The organism is Aeromonas sp. QDB11, from assembly GCF_027705265.1.
GTDB lineage: Bacteria > Pseudomonadota > Gammaproteobacteria > Enterobacterales > Aeromonadaceae > Aeromonas > Aeromonas allosaccharophila.
In genome coordinates this window covers 1-20,771 of sequence record NZ_JAPDBM010000045.1, presented here as the reverse complement: position 1 = coordinate 20,771, position 20,771 = coordinate 1, and the positions used below count along the sequence as shown (strand labels likewise).

Annotated in this window: 17 protein-coding genes; 5 read left to right on the top strand and 12 right to left on the bottom strand. The window is 60.6% G+C overall.

The genetic code is table 11. The features are described from left to right. Positions 1-79: 79 nt before the first annotated feature. Positions 80-343: a hypothetical protein gene (locus OKC40_RS15140; RefSeq protein WP_042658108.1), complete on the top strand. Its 264-nt coding sequence runs from the start codon at positions 80-82 to the stop codon at positions 341-343. A gap of 99 nt (positions 344-442) precedes the next feature. Here OKC40_RS15140 and aphA read toward each other — a convergent pair whose 3' ends face one another. Together aphA and OKC40_RS15130 are read right to left on the bottom strand one after the other, a co-directional pair. Further along, a complete protein-coding gene (aphA, locus tag OKC40_RS15135) occupies positions 443-1,162 on the bottom strand; it encodes an acid phosphatase AphA (RefSeq protein WP_270795785.1) in 720 nt (239 codons plus the stop codon). Between the two features lie 106 nt (positions 1,163-1,268). Continuing rightward, on the bottom strand, positions 1,269-1,943 hold the full coding sequence (locus OKC40_RS15130; RefSeq protein WP_270795801.1) for an adenine nucleotide alpha hydrolase: 675 nt from the start codon (positions 1,941-1,943) through the stop codon (positions 1,269-1,271). A gap of 197 nt (positions 1,944-2,140) precedes the next feature. On the opposite strand from OKC40_RS15130, the gene OKC40_RS15125 reads away from it, so the two are divergent. The 4 genes from OKC40_RS15125 to OKC40_RS15110 all read left to right on the top strand — a co-directional run bounded on the left by OKC40_RS15125 (position 2,141) and on the right by OKC40_RS15110 (position 5,073). Next, a complete protein-coding gene (locus OKC40_RS15125) occupies positions 2,141-3,457 on the top strand; it encodes an MFS transporter (RefSeq protein WP_270795784.1) in 1,317 nt (438 codons plus the stop codon). Between the two features lie 139 nt (positions 3,458-3,596). Further along, positions 3,597-4,319, top strand: a complete 723-nt coding sequence (locus OKC40_RS15120; RefSeq protein ID WP_058054193.1) for a MarC family NAAT transporter — start codon at positions 3,597-3,599, stop codon at positions 4,317-4,319. Between the two features lie 159 nt (positions 4,320-4,478). After that, positions 4,479-4,682: a hypothetical protein gene (locus OKC40_RS15115; protein ID WP_042658161.1), complete on the top strand. Its 204-nt coding sequence runs from the start codon at positions 4,479-4,481 to the stop codon at positions 4,680-4,682. Between the two features lie 187 nt (positions 4,683-4,869). Then, the gene (locus OKC40_RS15110) at positions 4,870-5,073 is read left to right on the top strand and encodes a hypothetical protein (protein WP_042658113.1); all 204 of its coding nucleotides are present in this window, start codon (positions 4,870-4,872) and stop codon (positions 5,071-5,073) included. A 131-nt stretch (positions 5,074-5,204) separates the two neighbouring features. On the opposite strand, the gene tldD is transcribed toward OKC40_RS15110, so the two are convergent. The 10 genes from tldD to OKC40_RS15060 form a co-directional block, all read right to left on the bottom strand. Next, entirely contained in the window at positions 5,205-6,653 is a 1,449-nt protein-coding gene (tldD, locus tag OKC40_RS15105; protein WP_270795783.1) for a metalloprotease TldD, read from the bottom strand. 70 nt (positions 6,654-6,723) lie between these two features. Continuing rightward, entirely contained in the window at positions 6,724-7,545 is an 822-nt protein-coding gene (locus OKC40_RS15100; RefSeq protein ID WP_270795780.1) for a carbon-nitrogen hydrolase family protein, read from the bottom strand. Between the two features lie 37 nt (positions 7,546-7,582). Continuing rightward, positions 7,583-7,903: a Dabb family protein gene (locus OKC40_RS15095; RefSeq protein ID WP_182933364.1), complete on the bottom strand. Its 321-nt coding sequence runs from the start codon at positions 7,901-7,903 to the stop codon at positions 7,583-7,585. Between the two features lie 49 nt (positions 7,904-7,952). Next, complete coding sequence (locus OKC40_RS15090) at positions 7,953-11,843, bottom strand: YhdP family protein (protein ID WP_270795778.1); 3,891 nt, start codon at positions 11,841-11,843, stop codon at positions 7,953-7,955. Further along, positions 11,844-13,313 (bottom strand): ribonuclease G, encoded by a 1,470-nt coding sequence (rng, locus tag OKC40_RS15085; protein ID WP_005348639.1) that lies wholly within the window; start codon positions 13,311-13,313, stop codon positions 11,844-11,846. It abuts the gene before it with no gap. Between the two features lie 95 nt (positions 13,314-13,408). Further along, positions 13,409-13,996, bottom strand: coding sequence for a Maf family protein (locus OKC40_RS15080; RefSeq protein ID WP_270795776.1), 588 nt, complete (start codon positions 13,994-13,996; stop codon positions 13,409-13,411). A 2-nt stretch (positions 13,997-13,998) separates the two neighbouring features. After that, complete coding sequence (mreD, locus tag OKC40_RS15075; RefSeq protein ID WP_005340054.1) at positions 13,999-14,484, bottom strand: rod shape-determining protein MreD; 486 nt, start codon at positions 14,482-14,484, stop codon at positions 13,999-14,001. After that, entirely contained in the window at positions 14,484-15,374 is an 891-nt protein-coding gene (gene mreC / locus OKC40_RS15070; protein WP_005340053.1) for a rod shape-determining protein MreC, read from the bottom strand. The genes mreD and mreC overlap by 1 nt, the downstream gene beginning before the upstream one ends. Before the next feature lie 42 nt (positions 15,375-15,416). Beyond that, positions 15,417-16,457, bottom strand: coding sequence for a rod shape-determining protein (locus OKC40_RS15065; RefSeq protein WP_005340051.1), 1,041 nt, complete (start codon positions 16,455-16,457; stop codon positions 15,417-15,419). Positions 16,458-16,661: 204 nt separating this feature from the next. Beyond that, positions 16,662-20,771: DUF6701 domain-containing protein (locus OKC40_RS15060; RefSeq protein WP_442865901.1), on the bottom strand; the 4,110-nt coding region annotated here is incomplete at its 5' end.

Sequence of the window (20,771 nt, the reverse complement as noted above, 5' to 3'; positions counted from 1 at the left end):
TTGTTTATTCGCTGACCGTTCAAGGTGTTAGCCCCATTCAGGCTATACTGGCCGCCACATTCACTGTTGCGGATATCCCATGAACGACACTCAGGAATTTTTTGACGAAGAGACACTGCTGGAGATGGTGGAGAACCAGCTCAACGATGGTCACCCGCCCCATGTGAAAGCGACCCTGATGCGGCTGGTGATGAAGGGCACCCCGCGGGAAGAGGCGCTGCAATATATCGCCTGCGCCCTCGGGGCCGAGCTGATGGCGATGGAGGCCGATCAGGGCCCCTTCAATCTGACCCGCTACGGCGAGTTCCTCGACAGCCTGCCCGAGATGCCGTGGGCAGACTGAGGCGCCACGCCTTGTCATAACTCACTAAAAAATGGCTCATTAAAAAACAGAAGGGCGGGTGCTGATGGCCCCGCCCTTGTTGCATCGATCCGCAGTGGATCAGAACTGGGAGTTGATGATCACCTCTTCCCCCAGCGCCCCTGCCAGCGGCAGTGGCCGGTAGCTGGAGTTGGCGGCCCGCAGCAGACGAATGCCGCGAATGCCGATCTCCTGCGCCGCCTTGATATCCCCGTCGGCATCGCCGTAGAAGAGCTTCATATGCTTCTCCTTGAGCCACTGCACCTTGGTGTTCTGGCCTGGCTGATCGCCAGCGAAGATCACCGGATTGAGCTGGTCGGCCGGAATACTCATGGTCTGCTGCAGGGTCTGGCTCACCGTCTCGGTCTTGGTGGCCGAGCGACCGGTGACGAAATAGATGTGATCGCCGCGCTTGAGGTGCATGGCGATGAGCGCCTTGCCCACCTCTTTCGGCATGCTGAACGCATCCCAGCCGTTGTTCATCTTCTCCCAGAAGGCGGGGTTCTTCAGATAGCTCTCGTCGTTGGGCGAGAACTCCTGTTTGCCGCGATAAAAGCCCGGGCTGGAGAAGAGCAGGGTATCGTCGATATCAAAACCGACCGCCATCGGCGGCAGGCCATCCAGACTCTTGGCAATCTGCTCCACCGAGACCCAGTGGATCGGCGCCTGCTGGGCCAGGGTGACGGTGGTGACACCGGCAGGGATCGGCTGAACGATCGCGGCTTGACCCGCCAAGGCGGGCAGAGAGAGAGCGGCAGCCAGCAAGGAGGCTAGCAGCGCCGGACGAGAGAGGTGTTTCATAAGGCAGGTTGTCATCGTCAATCAAAAGAGGGGGCCAATAGTGCCCCCATCCACGCCTTCAAATCTGTGAATGCTCCTGCAAAAGGGAGCATTTGACGCCTGATAATTAATCTTCGATTGGCAGCAGATCGGTAAAGACAAAGCCATCGCGCAGCACTGTCTCCCCGACCCGAATGCCGAGCGGGCGGGAAAACATGGGGCCATCATAGGCCAGGGTGTGAAACTCGCCGTTCTCGCCGCACGGGTCAACCCCCTCCGGCAGTGCAGCCAGCAGTACATCGTCAAAATCGTGGCCACCCAGGCTGGCATCCAGCTTGTTCGGGTCGAGGGCACTGATCCGCGCCTTCAACCCTGCGGCCACCATCTGTGGCGCCAGTTCACGGGTATTGCTGCCCCACAGCGGGAACAGCGGCTCGATACCAGTGCCTGCCAGCTGCTGTTCACGGTAGGCGCGCACATCCTCAAGAAAGAGATCACCAAACGCCATATGGCGGATCCCCTGCGCCACCACATCGGCGATAAAGCCGGTCATGATACGGGCGTAATCCTCGTTGCTGCAGGGCCAGGGCAGATCGATGGTAATAAGGGGCAAGCCGACGCAAGCGGCCTGTTCGGTCAACAGCTGCTTGCGCACCCCGTGCATTGCCACCCGCTCGAATGCCTGATTGAGGGTGGTGAACAGCCCCACCACCTCAATGGCGGGATCTTGCCGCAACTGATGCAATGCCCATGCGCAATCCTTGCCGCAGCTCCAGGAGAGCAGTACCCGTTTCTTTTCCATCATTCCTCCGCCAACGGGGCGCTCTGGTTTCCCAAACGCGCTGGTTTTCCCAAAAAGGTTGCCCCAAAAAGATGCAAGACAGTGTTGCGAATTGCGCGATTTACACACAAGCGACGGGCAGCATACTCTCGATCACCTGTATATGCCCCTTTACGGGGACGACAATAACTAAAAAAACCGATGGGAAACATACGGATATGACCACAACCGCACAACAGCACGATCACGCCCGCCCCCTCAATCGACAGGATTACAAGACCCTGAGTCTGGCTGCCCTCGGCGGTGCGCTGGAGTTTTACGACTTCATCATCTTCGTCTTCTTCGCCGTCGTCATCGGCGAGCTGTTCTTCCCGGCCGATATTCCCGAGTGGCTGCGCCAGTTCCAGACCTTCGGCATCTTCGCCGCCGGTTATCTGGCCCGCCCGCTCGGCGGCATCATCATGGCCCACTTTGGCGACCTCATCGGCCGCAAGCGGATGTTCACCCTCAGCATCCTCATGATGGCGCTGCCGACCCTGCTGATCGGTCTGCTGCCCACCTATGCGGTGCTCGGCATCGGCGCCCCCATCGCCCTGCTGGGACTGCGCATCCTGCAAGGCGCCGCCATCGGCGGTGAAGTGCCGGGTGCCTGGGTGTTTGTCGCCGAGCACGTCCCTGCCCGTCGGGTCGGGGTCGCCTGCGGCACGCTCACGGCGGGATTGACGGCCGGCATCCTGCTCGGCTCCCTGATCGCCACGGCGGTCAACAAGAGCCTGACCCCGGCCGAAGTGAGCGAGTGGGGCTGGAGGGTGCCCTTCCTGCTCGGCGGAATCTTCGGCATCGTCGCCATGTACCTGCGCCGCTGGCTGCACGAGACCCCGGTCTTCGCCGAAATGCAGGCCAACAAGGCGCTGGCCGACGAGTTGCCCCTCAAGACGGTACTGCGCAGTCACAAGAGCAGCGTGGTGGTCTCCATGCTGCTCACCTGGCTGCTCTCCGCCGGTATCGTGGTGGTGATCCTGATGACCCCCACCTATCTGCAAAAGGTCTATGGCATCAGCCCGGCTGACGCCCTGACCGCCAACTCGCTGGCCATCGTGGCCCTGACCCTCGGCTGCATCGTCTATGGTCGGCTGATCGACCTGCTGGGCAGCGGTATCACTTTCATGTTCGGCTCCCTGCTGCTGGCAGGTTCCAGTTACGCCTTCTATCACGGTCTGGCGGCCGGTTCGAGCCAGCTGGTGCCGCTCTACATGCTGGCGGGCTTTGCGGTCGGGATTGTCGGCGCCGTGCCTTACGTGATGGTCAACGCCTTCCCGCCGGTGGTGCGCTTCTCCGGCCTGTCGTTCTCCTACAACGTGGCCTACGCCATCTTCGGCGGCCTCACCCCGATGGCGGTGACCCTCTGGATGAAAAACGACATGCTGGCACCCTCCCACTATGTGGTGAGTCTGTCGGTGCTTGGCTTTGCCATCGGCCTCTGGCTCTGGTTCCAGCAGCGCGCCATTCGGCAGCAGCAACCCCAACCCGCCTGACCCCGAGCCCCGAATCTGATTCGGGGCTTTTTTGTACTGCTTGTGTTCAGTTTGGCCAGCATAAGATAGCCTCCCTCTTGAGTCAGGTGACAGCCTGCCTCATGGCGTTCCTATTCACTCCCGTTATCAGAGGCCCAATATGTTCTTTCAGGTCGTCTTTATCGCCTTGCTGGCGCTGCTGCCCATGGTCAACCCGCCCACCACGGCCACCCTGCTGCTGGGGCTGAGCAAGGGGATGTCGCGCGAACACGTGCGCCGCCAGGTCAACCTGGCCGCCATCTATCTGTTCTGCACCCTCTGCATCACCTTCTTTATCGGATCCTCGGTTCTGGATCTGTTCGGGATCTCCATTCCGGGCTTGCGACTGGCCGGTGGCCTCATCATCGGCTTTATCGGTTTTCGCATGTTGTTTCCCGCCCCCAGTCAGGCAAGCGGGGTAGACATCAACCAGAGCATCGCGTTCGTGCCGCTCACCATGCCCAGCATGTGCGGGCCGGGCACCATGGCACTGGTGATCAGCGGTGCCGCCCAGATCGCCGAGCTGCCCGGCGAGTACAATCGGCTCACCATCTACGGCGGCATGGTGACGGCGTTTGCCCTGATGAGCCTGATCAGCTGGGGAGTATTGAAGCTGGCGGATCCGGTCTGCAAGATCCTCGGCGACACCGGCATCGACGCCATGACCCGCATCATGGGCTTCCTGCTGGTTTGCATGGGTATGCAATTTTGCATCAATGGCATCAAGGAAGTGGCACAGGATCCGGTATTCCACGGTGGGGGAGCCGTACAGAGCACACCGGCGCTACCGCAGGTTTCCGGCACTTTTGATCACTTGCCGCAAAAGCCCACCAGCTCTGATTGAAAACGGTATCAAAAAGTCCCTGACGATCTGCACTGATCTTGTTCCTGATCATGTTATTGACACACAAATGAGTTAGTTTGTTTTTCATACAGACTTTGTTCAGACGGATGCTGATAGGTTTGTTGATGAATACCCACTCAATTTCAGGAGAGTATGCAGATGGACAAGATGCTGACCGAAATAGGGAGCCATAGCCTGTTTCACGAGTACCTGAACGTGGTTGGGATTGCGAGCCCATCCCTCGCCAAGATCGAACAGCGCTGGGAATATAAAGAGCAAGAGCAGCTGGTCGCCAAGATCCAGATCGACAAACAGGGTAACGCCCGCTACTTCATCGACGCCCGCGCCATATCCGTCAACTGATACCGAATAATCCGCCAGCCCCGCTCCACCGACCGGGGCTTTTTGTTGTCCGCAATCCCGTACTCAACGACCGGCCTTATCTCTTTCTGTGACGACAAATCATCCGCTGTTTGTTTTTTGTACAGTAATCATTCAGCTCGACATGGCTATCTTGTATCCGCCCCCCTTGTTCCAGAAGAGTGTCCAGATGACCAAGATGCTGACCGAAATTGGTAGTCATAGCCTGTTTCACGAGTACTTGAATGTGCTCGGCATTGTCAATCCAGCCCTTGCCAACGTAGAGCAGTTGTGGGAACACAAGCAGCAAGAGAGGCTGATCGCCAAGATCCAGATCGATAAACAGGGCAAGGCCCGTTACTTCATCGACGCCCGCGCCATCTCGGTCAACTGATACCGAATAATTCGCCAGCCCCGGTCCACCGACCGGGGCTTTTTGTTATCTGCCATCAGCTAAATAGCAAAACCCCGGCAAGAGCCGGGGTTTGATTGCGTCGGGTTACGCCGCTGCGCGGCTCACCCAACCTACGAGGTGCCACCCACGGTGAGCTGGTCCAGCTTGAGGGTGGGCTGGCCGACACCGACCGGCACGCTCTGGCCCTCCTTGCCGCAGATGCCGACCCCGCGATCCAGTGCAAGGTCGCTACCCACCATGGAGACCTGGCTCATCGCCTCGGGGCCGTTGCCGATCAGGGTCGCGCCCTTGATGGGCGCGGTGATCTTGCCATCCTCGATGAGGTAGGCCTCGGAGGCGGAGAAGACAAATTTGCCGGAGGTGATGTCCACCTGACCGCCGCCGAAGTTGGGGGCATAGATCCCCTTCTTCACCGAGGCGATGATTTCGGCCGGATCATACTGACCCGCCAGCATATAGGTGTTGGTCATGCGCGGCATCGGCATGGCGGCGTAGGATTCGCGGCGGCCGTTGCCTGTGAGCGGCACGCCCATCAGGCGGGCGTTCTGCTTGTCCTGCAGATACCCCTTGAGGATGCCGTTCTCGATCAGCACGTTGTAACCGCCCGGCGTCCCCTCGTCATCTATGCTGACGGAGCCGCGCCGACCCGGCAGGGTGCCATCATCGACGATAGTGCAGTGTTTGGAGGCCACCTGCTCGCCGATGCGACCAGCAAACGCGGAAGATCCCTTGCGGTTGAAGTCCCCCTCCAGACCGTGGCCCACCGCCTCGTGCAGCAGCACGCCGGGCCAACCGGAGCCCAGCACCACCGGCATGGTGCCGGCTGGCGCGTCGATGGCTTCGAGGTTGACCAGCGCCTGACGCACCGCTTCGCGCACATAGCCAAAGGCGCGGCTCTCCAGCCCGTCCAGTTCGAGGAACCAGTCGTAACCAAAGCGGCCACCGCCACCGGCACTGCCACGTTCGCGGCGATCGCCCTTCTCGGCGATCACGGTCACCGACAAACGCACCAGTGGACGAATATCGGCAGCCAGGGTGCCATCGGTAGCAGCCACCAGCACCTCTTCGTAGACACCGCTGATGGAGGCCATCACCTGATTGATGGCGGGGTCCAGACTTCTGGCGAACTTGTCCATCTGCTCCAGCAGGGCGATCTTCTGGTGCTTGTCGAGGGTCTGCAGCGGATCCATGGCCGGATAGAGCAGGTTCGCTTCGGTGCGAGCCCACGCCTTCACCTTGCCGTGGGCACCGGCAGCGGCGATGCCACGGGCGGCGGTCACCGACTGTTGCAGCGCCAGCAGGCTCAACTCGTCCGAGTAGGCGAAGCCGGTCTTCTCGCCGCTGACGGCGCGCACCCCGACCCCCTGATCGATGTTGTAGCTGCCATCCTTGACGATGCCATCTTCCAGCATCCAGGACTCGTGCCAGTTGCGCTGGAAATAGAGATCGCCGAACTCCACCTGATGGCTCATCAGGCTGCCGAGCAGTTGCTGCAGCCGCCCTTCGTCAAGATCGTTCGGGGCCAACAGGGAGGCACTAACCTGGCTCAATAGACTCAATCTTCTTCTCCACTCTCGTAACGAGATGTTTTAAATCGTCTTGCTGACGGGTTGGCAACAAGCCACACCATCACAACAAACGGGCATGGGTCAGCACTGGCATGGTGCGATGCAATTCGTCGATAAGCCCAGGCTCCATCTGCGCCAGCACGGTGCCGCGTCCGGACTCTTTGCTCGCCAGCACCCGACCCCAGGGGTCGATCACCATGCTGTGGCCCCAGGTCTGGCGCCCCGTCTGGTGAGTGCCGCCCTGATTGGCAGCGACTACGTAGCACTGGTTTTCGATGGCGCGGGCCCGCAGCAGCGGCTCCCAGTGCGCCTCGCCGGTCACGGCGGTAAAGGCGGCAGGCACCAGCAGCACGCGGGCACCGGCACGGGCCAGCTGGCGGTAGAGCTCGGGAAAGCGCAGATCATAACAGATCGAGAGGCCAAGGGGACCAAAGGGGGAGTCCACCAGCACGCAGTCCTGACCAGGGCTGAAAGTTTCCGACTCCCGATAGCGGCCGTGATTGTCCGCCACATCCACGTCGAACAGGTGGATCTTGTGGTAGTGCCCCCTGAGCTCACCGCTTGGGTCAAACACTAGCGAGCTGGTGTGGATATGGTCGGAACCGGCGATAGTCGTCGGCATAGCCCCCGCCACCAGCCAGATGCCAAAGTCGCGGGCCCACTCGGCCAGCTGTTGCTGGATCGGCGCGGCGCCGCTCAGATCGGGGCCGATCGCCTCGGTGCCATCCAGATAGCCCTGCCGCTCGCCAAACAGGGCAAAGTTCTCCGGCAGCAGCACCAGCAGCGGCCGCTCGGTTGGCAAGGCCGCCAGCTCGGCGGCAATCTGCTCCCGGTTATCCTGCCAGTGACGGCCAGATACCAGCTGTATTGCGGCTAACCACATGACGCTCTCCTTGTCGCTTGCCTTGTAGATTGGACCATCAGACGGTGACAGCATCCCCTGCCTGCAGGGTGTAATCCAGCACTATGATGCGCTCCAGCAGCGGACGGAAGATGGCCTTGAGGGCATCGTGATCCGGGTGGGGTAGATAGCGCTGGCGGGCCGCTTCGTCGGCGAAGGTCATCAGCACGCAGTGAGTAAAGCCGTCATCCCTCCCCTCGGGGCTGTCATTCTCCCCCCACTCCACGGCGGTCACGCCGCTGACCTTGGCCGGTATGGCGAGGAAGGCGGCCCTGATGGCGGCAATATCGGCGGGGAGTGCGTCGGGCTTGAAGGTGATCAGCAGAATATGTCGGATCATGGCTCTCTCCTTGAGCGTGAGCAGGTCGAGGCAAGGGTTGGCGCCAGCATCAGGGCTGGCGCGGACTGCCCGGTTGTGGATTGAGCAGGAAAGGGGTGGCCGCTGGCAGGGTGGGCACCACCGCATCGACCGCCTCTTTCTGCTGCTGGTTAAGCTTGATCCGAGCCCGATTGCGTCCCGCCTCGATCAGCTTGGGATCATCGAGCGGGCCGGAGACCCGGAAATCGATGCGGGTCACCACATCCACCACCGGCTCCAGCAATTTGGAGAGGGCCAGCACATAGAGGCCGGTTACCGGCGTGATGGAGAAGGCCGCCACCACTGGCAGGGTGCCCCCCAGATTGGGGGAGAAGCTCAGCTCGTAGTCGAGCCGCCAGCGCACCAGATCGGCGATCCCCTCGCCGCGCAGGTTGCCTGCCGCCCCCTTCATATAGAAATCATCGTTGCTGACCTGCCCCTGCTTGATGGTGGCAGAGGCGGACATGGATTCGAAGTAGAAGCCCTTGTCGAACACATCGCGAAAATCGAGGCGCAGTTTGCGCAGCAGGGAGTCAAGGCTGAGCAGGGAGAGCAGCCGCGCCCCCTTGTCGTTGACCTCCCGCAGGGTGCCGCCCTCCAGCTGATAGTTGGCACTTCCCCCCAGGGTCGGCAGACTCGGGCGGTAGGGCACATCCTGCCAGTTCAGATCAAAAGCGAGGGAGCCGGGGGCATCGCCGATGGGCGAGGTGTAGCCCAGCCGCTTGAGCAGCAGTTCGCTGTTGTTGCTGGTCAGCTTGCCACGAGCGCGGGTCTGCATCCGGTTGCCATCGGCCAGCCAGTCGACGCTGCCGGTGAGCTGACTCCCCGCCAGCCGCACATCCAGCCCCTTGAGTGTCACCTTGTTGGCGCCGGGCACCAGCTCCCCTTTCACTTCACCAAGAGGTAGCTCGCCAAAGCGGCAATCGACACAGCTCACCTTCAACCAGGGGATGGAGGCCATGATGGCGTTGTCCTGTTTGGCATCGGGGTCCGGGCTGAGATCCGAACTCTTGCCAGACCAGTAGATGCGGGCAAACTTGGCATCCACCGGGCGATTGGCCACTGCGGGCAGGCGGATCACCCCCATCACATCGGGGCTGTCGATCATCACCTCGGTCGCCTGATTGGTCGGCCCCACGGTGAAACGTACCGCCTTGAGGGTGGCACTGCCGATATAGGCGCGAGCCAGCTGCCCATCCACCCACCACTCCTGCGGCAAGAAGGCCGGTCCAACCACCGCATTGCTGGTCTGGTTCTGCGCTGGCAGCCACTGCTTGAGTCGTGCCAGCCAGCTGCCAACGTCAGCCTCCTGCTGGTTGATGGCGAGCAGCATGGGGGCATCGCGCAGCACCCGGGCACCCGGCTGTCCCACATCGACCCGCACCCGGCTGAGATAAGGCACCCCTTCGCCGTAAACCAGTCGGGTCTGCATATCCACATCAGCCCCAAGCACGGCGCGAATGTCGGCGCTGCCATCCCGGCCACGGGCGATCACCTTGAGCGGCAGCCGGCTGGCGCTGCTCTTGGCCAGCGGCAGCGGCAGATCCAGTCCCATCCCCTGCAAGTTGGAGTCGAGCGCCAGCTGAAAGCTGAACGGCTTGCTCTCGGGCAGGGTCAACCCGAGCTTGCCGCCCCAGTTGCTGCGGCCGTTGAGGATACCGTACGAGGCGATGGCAGCGGGCTGGCGGCGGCTATCCCACTGCCCCTTGAAATCGAGGTCGACCTGATAGTGATCCGGATGCTGGCGCCCCTGATAGTCGAGGGTCAGCGGCTGGTTCCACAAACTCGCCTTGAGGTTGCTGAAGCGGGTCTGTTCGTTGTCATATTCGAGACGCCCCTGCACCTTCTCTAGCGGCAGATCCAGACTGGCGACCCGCACCTTGTTGTTGCTGAAGGTGGCATCGCCGCTCGCCTTCACCTCGCTCTCGCCATCGAGAGGAATGTCGAGCTTGACCGAACCGGCCATCGGGCCGCGGATCTCGATCTCTCGCAGCGCCTGTCCCACCGAACTACCCAGCGGGGAGTCCTGCAGGTAGTCGCTGATGGCCTTCCCCTCGCCCTGTACTTTGGCATCCACATAGAGGTGGGCGCCGGGGGAGAGATCCGGGATCCAGGCATGCACCGAGTCGGAGCTCGCCTTGCCAAGTCGGGTGGAGCGGCTGCGCATATCGAGGCTGGCATTCTGGAACAGCAGATCGATCTGCAGGTCGGTGAGCGGTTGCCAACCGGGGAAGAATTCGTAGGTAGCCTGCTCCAGCGGCACCGCCACCTGGAAAATACCATCGCCCTGCTCATAGGGGAAATCACGGAACTCGCCGTACCAGAGCAGATCGGCCCCCTTGGCCTTGCCCCCCTTGATGGCGCCGCTCAGGTAATCCACCAGTCCCTTGTCCATCGCCTGCAGCGGGAAGTAGCGATCGGCATGGCCCGCGTTCTTCACATCGATGCGGCCGGTCAAGGCCAGGAAGGGGTGCTCGAACAGATCGAGACGGAAACGGCTGGCCAGGGTCAGATCCGGGTTATCCAGCGCGATATCCTGCCCGTACAACACCCAGCCCTGTGCCTCGCGCCACCAGTCGAGGCGGGCCGAGAAGCGATCGACCGGGATCGGCACCTTGAAGTGACGGGCGGGGTCCACCTTGTCGTTCGCCAGTGCCAATCTGGCGCTGCCCCCCTTGGGGGTGAGCCAGAACTCGCCGTTGAGATCCCGCCAACCGGGCACGTCGTGCCAGGCATTGAGGCTCACATTGGCGATCTCACCGCTGAAGGAGATATCCTGCCACCCGGCATCCGCCAGCAGGGTCAAGTCTGTCAGCTTGCCCTTGGGTCTGGTCCGCTTGAGCAGCTCGCTCTGGGCGGGATACATCGCCGAGACCAGCTGGCTCAGCTGGGCAAGCTGATCGAGATCGATCTGCGGCACATAGCCCTGTACCCGCTCGCCGATCCGCTCCAGCTGCAACCGGCTGTGCAGCCAGGGTTTGTCATCCAGCTTGAAGATCACATCGTGGCTGGCCAGTTGCCAGTCCTGACCATCGCGCCGCAGTTGAACCTTGCCACCATCGAGACCGAGACGATGGAGCCGCTGATCCTTGGGATCCTTCCAGATCAGGTAGTTGTTGCCAAAGGCCAGCAGGGTGTTGCCCAGCTTGCCGCTGTCAAACTCGCTCCAGAGCTGGAAGTCGAGCTGACCGGCGACGCTGGGCTCACCGGCATGGATCTTGGCGAGAATGGGGCTGATATCGAGCTGGCGGGCACCCAGATAGAGCTGCCCCTTGAGGCGGTCGAGACGTGCCGTCGGGGCATCGATATCCAGAATCAGATCGATGGTACTCTCGCCCACCCCGTTGATGAGGTAAGCCTTGCCGACCCCCTGATGGCGCTTGCCGCGGTTCTGCCAGCGCAGCTGGGCAATGTCGAGCGCCCGCAGATCGCCGAGGGAGGTGGTGACGCTGAGGCGGGTGTTGTGCACATCGAAGGTGGAGAGCTGGGTCAGCAAAAAGCGCAGCAGGGCGCCCTGCTGGGGGTCCCCTTGCGGCTCGCGGCTGTTGGCTGGCTGGCTGAAATCGAGGGTGATATCGCCATCACTGAGGGTCAGCTCGCCAAACACTGGCTTGAGCTCGTTGAGGGTGCGCCAGAAGTCGAGATGCACCCAGGCTTTACCGAGCTGTACGGTAAAACGCCCCGAATCCGGGGCGATGGCGAGTTGCTGCAATTCGAGGGCAGGGCCGGATTGTGTCCAGTCCAGCCCCACTTGCTCCACGCTGACCTTGAGTTGTGAATCCCCCAGCAGAGTGTGGATCAGGCTCTCCCGGTATTGATTCAGCAAAGGGCCCCCAACCCTTACCAGCGTGACCAGCATGGCCATCAGTACGAACAGGACCCCCAGGGCCAACCAGCCCCGACTCAGCCAGCGATAGACCAATTACATCATCACCACGTCGAATTGCTCCTGACCACAGAGGGGTTCGCTCACTACCCGCACCTGCTTGCCGATGAACACTTCCAGCTCCGCCAGACTGTGGGACTCCTCGCCATGGAGGTAGTCGGCCACGGCCGGAGCCGCATAAACGGTAAACTGATCCGCATCGTAGGCGCGATTGACCCGGATGATCTCCCGCAGGATCTCGAAGCAGACCGATTCCACCGTCTTGACCCGACCACGCCCCTTGCACTCCGGGCACTCCGAGCAGAGCACATGCTCCAGGCTCTCGCGGGTGCGCTTGCGGGTCATCTCGACCAAGCCTAGTTGGGAGAAACCGTTGACGTTGGTCTTGGCGCGGTCCTTGGAGAGCGCCTGCTCCAGGCTGTGCAGCACCCGACGACGGTGATCTTCCGACTGCATGTCGATGAAGTCGATGATGATGATGCCGCCGAGGTTGCGCAGTCGCAGATGGCGGGCGATGGCCGCCGTCGCCTCGACGTTGGTGTTGAAGATGGTCTCTTCCAGATTGCGATGGCCGACAAAGGCGCCGGTGTTGATATCCACCGTGGTCATGGCTTCAGTCTGGTCGATGATGAGGTAGCCGCCGGATTTCAGCTCCACCTTGCGCTCCAGCGCGCGCTGGATCTCGTTCTCCACGTCGTAGAGATCGAAGATCGGCGACTCGCCGGGGTAGTACTCCAGCTTGTTGGCCAGCTCCGGCACATACTCACCGGTGAAACGCTTGAGCTGATCGAAGCTCTGACGCGAGTCAACGCGGATCTTGTCGAGCTCGGCGCCGACGAAATCGCGCACCACCCGGAAGGCAAGGCTGGGATCCTCGTAGAGGATCTTGCAGGGCGGGTACTTCTGCTTGCGCTCGAGGATCTTGCGCCACAGGCGTTTCAGGAAGGCGGCATCCTGCTCCAGCTCCAGCTCCCCCACCCCTTCGGCGGCGGTACGGATGATGTAGCCACCCAGCTCGTCCACATAACCGGCCACGGTGCGCTTGAGACGCTCCCGCTCCGCTTCGGACTCGATACGCTGGGAGACGCCGACGTGGGCGCTGCCCGGCATAAACACCAGATAGCGGGACGGCAGAGTAATGTCGGTGGTGAGACGGGCACCCTTGGTACCCAGCGGATCTTTCACCACCTGCACCATGATGTCCTGCCCCTGACGTACCAGCTCGGCGATGTTGCCGACCTGGAACTGCTCCTTCTCCTTCACCGCCACACACTCGGTGTGCGGCACGATATCGGAGGCGTGCAGGAAGGCCGCCTTGTCCATGCCGATATCGACGAACGCCGCCTGCATACCGGGCAGCACCCGACTGATCTTGCCTTTGTAGATATTGCCCACGATGCCGCGCTTGGCCTGACGCTCGACATGCACTTCCTGCAGCAGACCGTTTTCGACCAGAGCGACCCGGGTTTCGGAGGGGGTAACGTTAACCAGCAGTTCTACCGACATAAGTAACCTTGCCTGTTCCAGTTTTGAATTCTATAGAGCCAATCCGGTACAACGCGCGCAAGGGAGAAACGCAGCAGAGCACAGCTGACGGGAAATTATTTAAGCTGTTCCAGATGATGTTTGATCAGCAGGTCTGTCTCCAGCAGGGGCAGGCCGACCACGGCGCTATAGCTCCCCTCGATGCGGCTGACAAACTTGCCGGCAATGCCCTGAATGCCATACGCCCCGGCCTTGTCACAGGGCTCACCGGTCCGCCAGTAGGCCTCGATTTCGGCCTCATCCAGCTTGCGAAACGCCACGTTGGTGGTGACCAGACGCACATCACAACGATCCTTGCTGGCCAGCGCCACCGCAGTCATCACCTGATGCACCTTGCCGGAGAGCGCCTCCAGCATATCTTTGGCATCGAGCAGATCGGACGGTTTCTCCAGTACCCGGTCGCCCAGCACCACTATTGTGTCGGCACCCAGCACCGGCAACGCCGTCGGCGCACACGCCACGCCAGCCATCGCCTTGTCACGGGCGAGGCGGCAGACGTAATCCTGCGCCTTTTCACCCTCTTCCCGCTGCTCGGGCACATCCAGTTTCAGCACCTCGAAGCGGTAGCCAAGCTGGGTAAGCAGTTCACGGCGACGGGGAGAAGCCGAGGCGAGATAGAGTTGTGGTTCGTTGTTTTTGTTCATATTTACCTGATATTGAAGCGGCGCCGCACCTTGCGCAGCACCAGAAACACCCAGGGCCATATTAGCATCGTCGTCAACGTCGACCAAAAGTAGGAGAAGTTGAGACTGGCCTGGCTAAACAGATGCTCGGCCCAGAATACCGTCATTTTACCCACCAGCGAGAGGCCACCGATGATCAGTGCCTGCTGCCAGAGGGAGAAGTTGCGGATCTTCTGGAACTGGAAGGCCGCCAGATAGGTGGTGATGGCCATCGCCATCGCCCGCACGCCGAGGGTGCTGCCAAGCAGCACATCCAGCAGCAGGCCCGCCACCCAAGCGGTGCCGACGTTGGTCCGGTGCGGCAAGGCCAGTGCCCAGTAGATGAGCACCATGGCCAGCCAGTCCGGACGGAAGGGGTCAAATTCAAAAGGAAGCGGCAGGATCGACAGGCTCAAGGCCAGCAGGATCGAGATCCAGATCCAGATCCTGCCGCTGGCGGGTTCTAGCATTAGCGGGTGGCTCCTGCGGCGGACGCAGCGGGAGCCGCCCGTTCGCCATCCTCATCATGTACTTCAGGCTTCTTGTCGGTCCACAGCAGCAGCAGATAGCGCAGTCTGTCCAGCTCCACCAGCGGCTTGGCCTCGACCTGGGCGAAGGGCTTGCCCTCCACATACTCGGAGCGGGTCACAGTCGCCACCGGATAACCTTCCGGGAAGCGGCCGCCCAGACCCGAGGTGACCAGCAGGTCACCCACCTGAATATCGGTGTTGCGCGGCAGGTTGCGCAGCTCAAGCTTGTCGAGCTCGCCACTGCCGGAAGCAATAGCACGCAAGTCGTTGCGCAGTACCCGCACCGGAATACCGTGGCTGGAGTCGGTGATCAGCAGCACGCGACTGGTGGTGGAGCCCACGTGGAGCACCTGACCAATCACACCCTGATCGTTGATCACCGCCTGACCGTTGTAGACGCCATCCAGCGCCCCCTTGTTGATCAGCACCTGATGGCTGAAGGGGTCGGAATCCACCGACAGCAGCTCGGCCACCATCTTGCGGGACTCCTTGTGCACCGGCGAGCCTAGCAGCTCACGCAGCCGCTGGTTCTCGTGTTCCAGCTGATCCATTTTGAGCAGACGGGCACGCAGAGTGAACAGTTGCTGCTCCTGCTGCTTGGTCTGCTCGATGAGATCGGCACGGGTCTGCACCTGGGTCGACATGGTGTCGAGCAGGGTACCCGGCGCATTGGCCATGTATTGCAGGGGACTGACTAACGAACTGAGGTAGACGCGGACATGGGTAAACACACCGAAGCGGGAATCCGCGACGATGGCAGCGATGGAGATGATGACGGCGAGAAACAACCGTAACTGAAGCGAAGGGCCTCTACCAAAAATGGGTTTCATGGGTCGTCAAAAAAGAGCCGGCACGCTGGCCGGCTTTGGGTCTTATTCGTAGTGGAACAGATCGCCACCGTGCATATCGATCAGCTCCAGCGCCTTGCCGCCGCCACGGGCCACACAGGTGAGGGGATCTTCGGCTACGACGACAGGAATGCCGGTCTCTTCCATCAGCAGACGGTCGATGTCTTTCAGCAGGGCGCCACCACCGGTCAGCACCATGCCGCGCTCGGAGATGTCGGAAGCCAGTTCCGGCGGAGACTGCTCGAGCGCCACCATGACGGCCGCAACGATACCGGACAGCGGCTCTTGCAGCGCTTCCAGGATCTCGTTGGAGTTGAGGGTGAAGCTGCGCGGTACACCTTCAGCCAGGTTACGGCCACGCACTTCAATCTCGCGCACCTCTTCACCCGGATAGGCGGAGCCGATCTCGTGCTTGATGCGCTCGGCAGTGGCTTCACCGATCAGGCTGCCGTAGTTGCGACGAACGTAGCTGATGATCGCTTCGTCAAACTTGTCGCCACCGATACGGACGGACTGGGAGTAGACCACACCGTTCAGGGAGATGATGGCTACTTCGGTGGTACCACCACCGATATCGACCACCATGGAACCGGTCGCTTCGGAGACCGGCAGGCCGGCACCGATGGCAGCAGCCATAGGCTCGTCGATCAGGTAGACCTCACGGGCACCGGCGCCCAGTGCGGACTCCTTGATGGCGCGACGCTCAACCTGAGTGGAGCCGCACGGCACACACACCAGCACACGCGGGCTGGGGCGGAAATAGTTGTTGTCGTGAACCTGCTTGATGAAGTGCTGCAGCATCTTCTCGGTCACGTAGAAATCGGCGATCACGCCGTCTTTCATCGGGCGGATCGCGGAGATGTTGCCCGGGGTACGGCCCAGCATCTGCTTGGCGGCATGACCGACAGCAGCGACCGATTTGGCGTTCCCGCGCTCTTGGCGAATGGCGACAACTGAGGGTTCGTTAAGGACGATCCCTTGATCTTTTACATAGATCAGGGTGTTGGCAGTTCCCAAATCGATCGACAGATCGTTGGAAAAGACGCCTCTGAGCTTTTTGAACATGGCTACGGGAAATCCTAAGAATTTGGAGGTGCAGAAAACCGGCTAACTTTACCAATGCCCACCCTAATGGGCAAGCGCTCAAACTGTCGCCAATCAATCAGGCGCGACAAAAATGCGAGTCATCACTCACTCGCACACGCTTGTAAACGCTAATAAACAAGGATTTAGGGGGATGCCGTTGCGCCATCCCCCCTTACACATCATTTAGTGCAATACTTCGCGCCGATAAATAATTCTGTCATTACCCCGGCTGGAGCCGAAAATGGCCTCACCTTGCAGGTTGCCATCATTGGCACTTGCCGGGTCAGACAACCAGAGTGGCGATGATGGCTGTTTTGCCAAATCAACCTTGTACGGAATGCGCACCGAGATATCCGGCCTGGCAAAGTGGAACAGGATCTCCCCATCTTTCGCCTGTGCAGCATCACCACCCGGTGCCGAACTGCCCAACCCCAGCTTGATCTTGCGGCCCGCCCCCAGATTCAGATCGCGAGTGGCTGCATCAAACGAGTGGCCCGGATTGAGGAAGCGGATGCCGTCAGCGGCGAGAGAGAGCCGGGTACATTGATCTTCCTTGTTCGGCTGCCAGTTGCCCGCTTCGTAATATTGCATCTGCAGTGGAATGGCCAGCGGCGCCGAGGCGACCCCGGCTTCAGTCCCGGCCAAAAGGCGGCCATACAACAGTTTTTGAGTGCCCAGCCGCACCGCATTACAACTAGCCCCAGCGCAGGATCCTGCTACAGCCGCATTTATATTCGGATTCGCCAACAGCGTAGTACCGCCATCCTGATCATCGACTTTGATACCAAAGCTCAACGTGGCAAACGGTGCCTCTGGACTCGCAGCACGATCAAAGCGGGTATTCAGCCCGAAAGGTGACTGCTGATTAACGCTCGCAATACCACTTGCCCAGCTGAGCGAGGGAGATAGTGTAATGCGCTTGTCACGCGCAACCCCATCCAGAGCATTGGCCGCCACCATCAGCGCTTCCCCCTTGGCGAACGCCCCCTGATAGTTCTGTGTCGTTCCTTTCTGCAGATTGCGCGCAGTGAGGACAAAACCGCTGGCAAAGGGCTGGCTCATGTATGTAAAGGCATTGCAAGCAGGCGTGATAAAACCACCGCTCAAACTGTAATCCCAGGGTACGAAGCGGCCCACCGGCACGCTGCTGGCGGGAGGGATGGTGTAGCCGAAATAGCCCGTAGATACAGTGCTTCCTTCTGGCGGCTTTGCCGCCGGTGGCGTCGCCGTCATCCGGAACACCCCCACCTCGCTGACTGACTGGGTGACCTTATTGAGATTGTTGATGCCCATCCCATTAGAGTGGTTATAGCTCGCTGTACCGACCTGCGCATTTTGCCCGGGAATCGGGGCAACCAGTTGAGTAGCAAGAGCGATGTTAGTCAAAGCAAAGTTGGGCGTAGTCTGATTCCCTACGCAGATATCCCCATCATTGGCCGACTCCCAGGCCATCGCCTTGATATCTACCTGAAACGTCTCCCCCGCTTTTTTGAATACCGGACAACTGCTATCACCTGCCACGCAGGCCCCTTGCGGGGGCGTGATGCACAGGCCGACCGGACGTGCCACAAACTTGTCGGACCCCGTCATCACCAGACCCGCCGTCTCGCCACTGCCATTATGACTGGCTGAAAGCTGCATCTGACCCGCATCTGGGTAGGTCACTTTTTTCAAGGTCGCCTTACCCTGATTATCGAAAGTCAGGTTAAGGGTGGTTGGCGTTGGTGAAGAAACACTGCCGGCATAAGTTGCAATGGCGTTGCCATCGATGGAAATCTTGCTACCAAAGCTATTGGTATTTGGATTGTTGTACGTTCCCCAAAAGCCGACAGACCTCACGCCGGTAAATCCGGGCACACATTGCTTGGTAATGTCGTCTTTTTTGACCGCACTTATAGTCACATCCTGAGGCTGGTTGGAATAGGTATCCAGCAAATCGAAGAAGAAACCGCTGTCGGCGAAGCTGAGAGTACAGGCGGTGGCGCTCAGGGCGCCGCTGCCCGCTCGGCACAGGGTGGTGCTAAGCGGCTTGGTGGACGGCGTCGAGCCGCTTACCCCCACCGTCATGGAGCTCGCCAGATTGTTGCGCAGCTGCAAGCTGGTGGTGCCGCCGCTGAAACTCACTGTAGCGGTGTTGCCGCTGTAGCTCACCTGGTTGCCGGCTACCCAGCCATTGCCGCCATTTTTAAGCGGCGTCAGGGCGGCGCTTACCGGATCCGTAAACAGCTGGCTGCAACTGGCGTTGGCGCAGGCCCGTATGGTCATGGTCTCGGGGGTGCAGGTCAGGGCTTGGCCTGAGTGATCGAACTCGAAGTGATCGATCTGGGTGCCCACCGGGCTGGAGTTGAGGGCGCAGATACGGACGTTGTCGATCTGGTGGGCGTTGGTCGCATCCCCGGTCGAACCGGTCAGCGACAATAGCAGATTCTCGGGAATGGCCGCCTGGCCGCTCTGGGTGGCTGCATTGAAGCTGTCGATTAGGGTGCTGTAGCCGCCCTCTGTGTTGCGCTCCACCTTGACCATGGACTGGCCGCCGATGCGCGAGTCTATGGTCAGTCGATAACGGTGAGGGCGATTGCTGTCCGAGCCGCTGTCCACGGTTGGCGAGAGGCAGTCGCCGTTGGCGTTGTCAGCACCATCTTTGCAAGTCCCTTTGAGATAGTTGTAGCCGCTGGTGCCCGAGCCCGAGCCACGCACTACCACGGACTGCTTGCGCCGCCCCTTGTTGGTCGCCCCACCTTCGCCGGAGAAGTTGCCGTACTCATCTATTCCCACCCCGAGCCAGCCACCGGCAAAGCCATTGACCCCCGTCTTGAAACCATATCCGAGGGGCCCACCGAAGGCGCCAGGCTGGGGGGTCACCCTAGCATCCGAGAGCACCACCGCCATGCCGTCCGCCCCGTTGCCGCCGTGGGAATACTGGTCGAATTCTATGGTCACCAAGTTGTTGGCAGCGGGGAAAAGCCGCTGATAGGTGGCCGAGGTGGATTGCCGGGTGCTGGCCTCGGTCATGCCGAGCCTGCCATTGACGATGGCGGGGGTAAAATTGCCGCTGCTGCGGGCCACCACCCAGTTGTTGCTGAGAGCGCTGGCGGAGAAGTCGTCGCTGAAGCAGGGCAGATCCTCTTCACAGATACCGGGCCAGTCACCGGTGAAGGGCTCATGGATGACCATGCTGTTGTTCGTCATGGTGACATTCACCGCCGACACGGCCCCCGTAAGCTGGGCCTGTCCGCTCATGGCCAGATCGCCCGCAATCACATACAGAATGGCGTTGAGCTTGGCATTGCTGCTCATGGTGACCTTGCCAAAGTGGTAGAACATAAGGTCGTTGGCCATGCCCCCAGCATTGACCTCCATCTGGTCGCTCAGGATCAGGTCACTCTTGAGGTAGAGCTGGGTGGCGAAACCGGTATCGAAGATCAGCTTGTCGTTGCTGCCAAGCTCCAACTTGTCGATCCAGTGGCTGCCGCCACGGAAGTAGAGCCGGATGTCAGACGTACTCTGATGCTTGAAGGTCTTGACGTAACTGGCCTGCAGATAGCCATTGATGACGCCGTTGTCGCTCACCTCCAGGGTCTGATGCAGTTTGAGGGTCAGATCGCCGCGACTGCCCGCGGCCGTGATCTTGCCCTGCCCCTTCATCTCTAACTCGTAGACACTGAGGGTACTCTGTCCCTCCAGCGTCATGACGCTGTTGTCCTCGACCGTCAGTTCCCTGATGGCCCAGTCCCCCGCCGCCATGGGCATCTGGCTCTGCCCGCTCAGGGAGACCGCTTTGGCATAGTGGGGCTGAAAGCGGGCCGTGACGTTGCCAATCGAGCTGGTCGACAGCGCCAGGTTGTCATAAACGGTGACGTTCGCACCGGAGAGCTTGCCGTTGCCGGAGACCGTCAGCTCATTGACGTGGAGGTTGCCACTCCCCTTGATGCCATCCGAGTTCCCCGTGACCAGCACCGTCTTGGCATAGACGGTCGCACCGTTGAGGTTGAGCACGGCCCCGTCGGAAAGCGACAGGGTGTTGAAGCGATAGATCTGCCCTGATTGCAGGGTGGCTAGGCAGTTGTCGCTGCCCCAGGAGGCATTCTTGTAATTACCGGGTGCAGGGGTGAAAGCGCTGGTACACGCTAGGTTTTTCTGGCCACTAAAGGTGGGGAAATCGCCTGGCTCTGGCGAAAAATCATCCGGATCGCCAATGAATGAGAGATCCTTGAGGGGTAACTGTTCACCCAGATGGCATTGACAGGAAAAAGTGAGACGATCATCCCTTGATCCACTGTTGCCCCTTGCCTG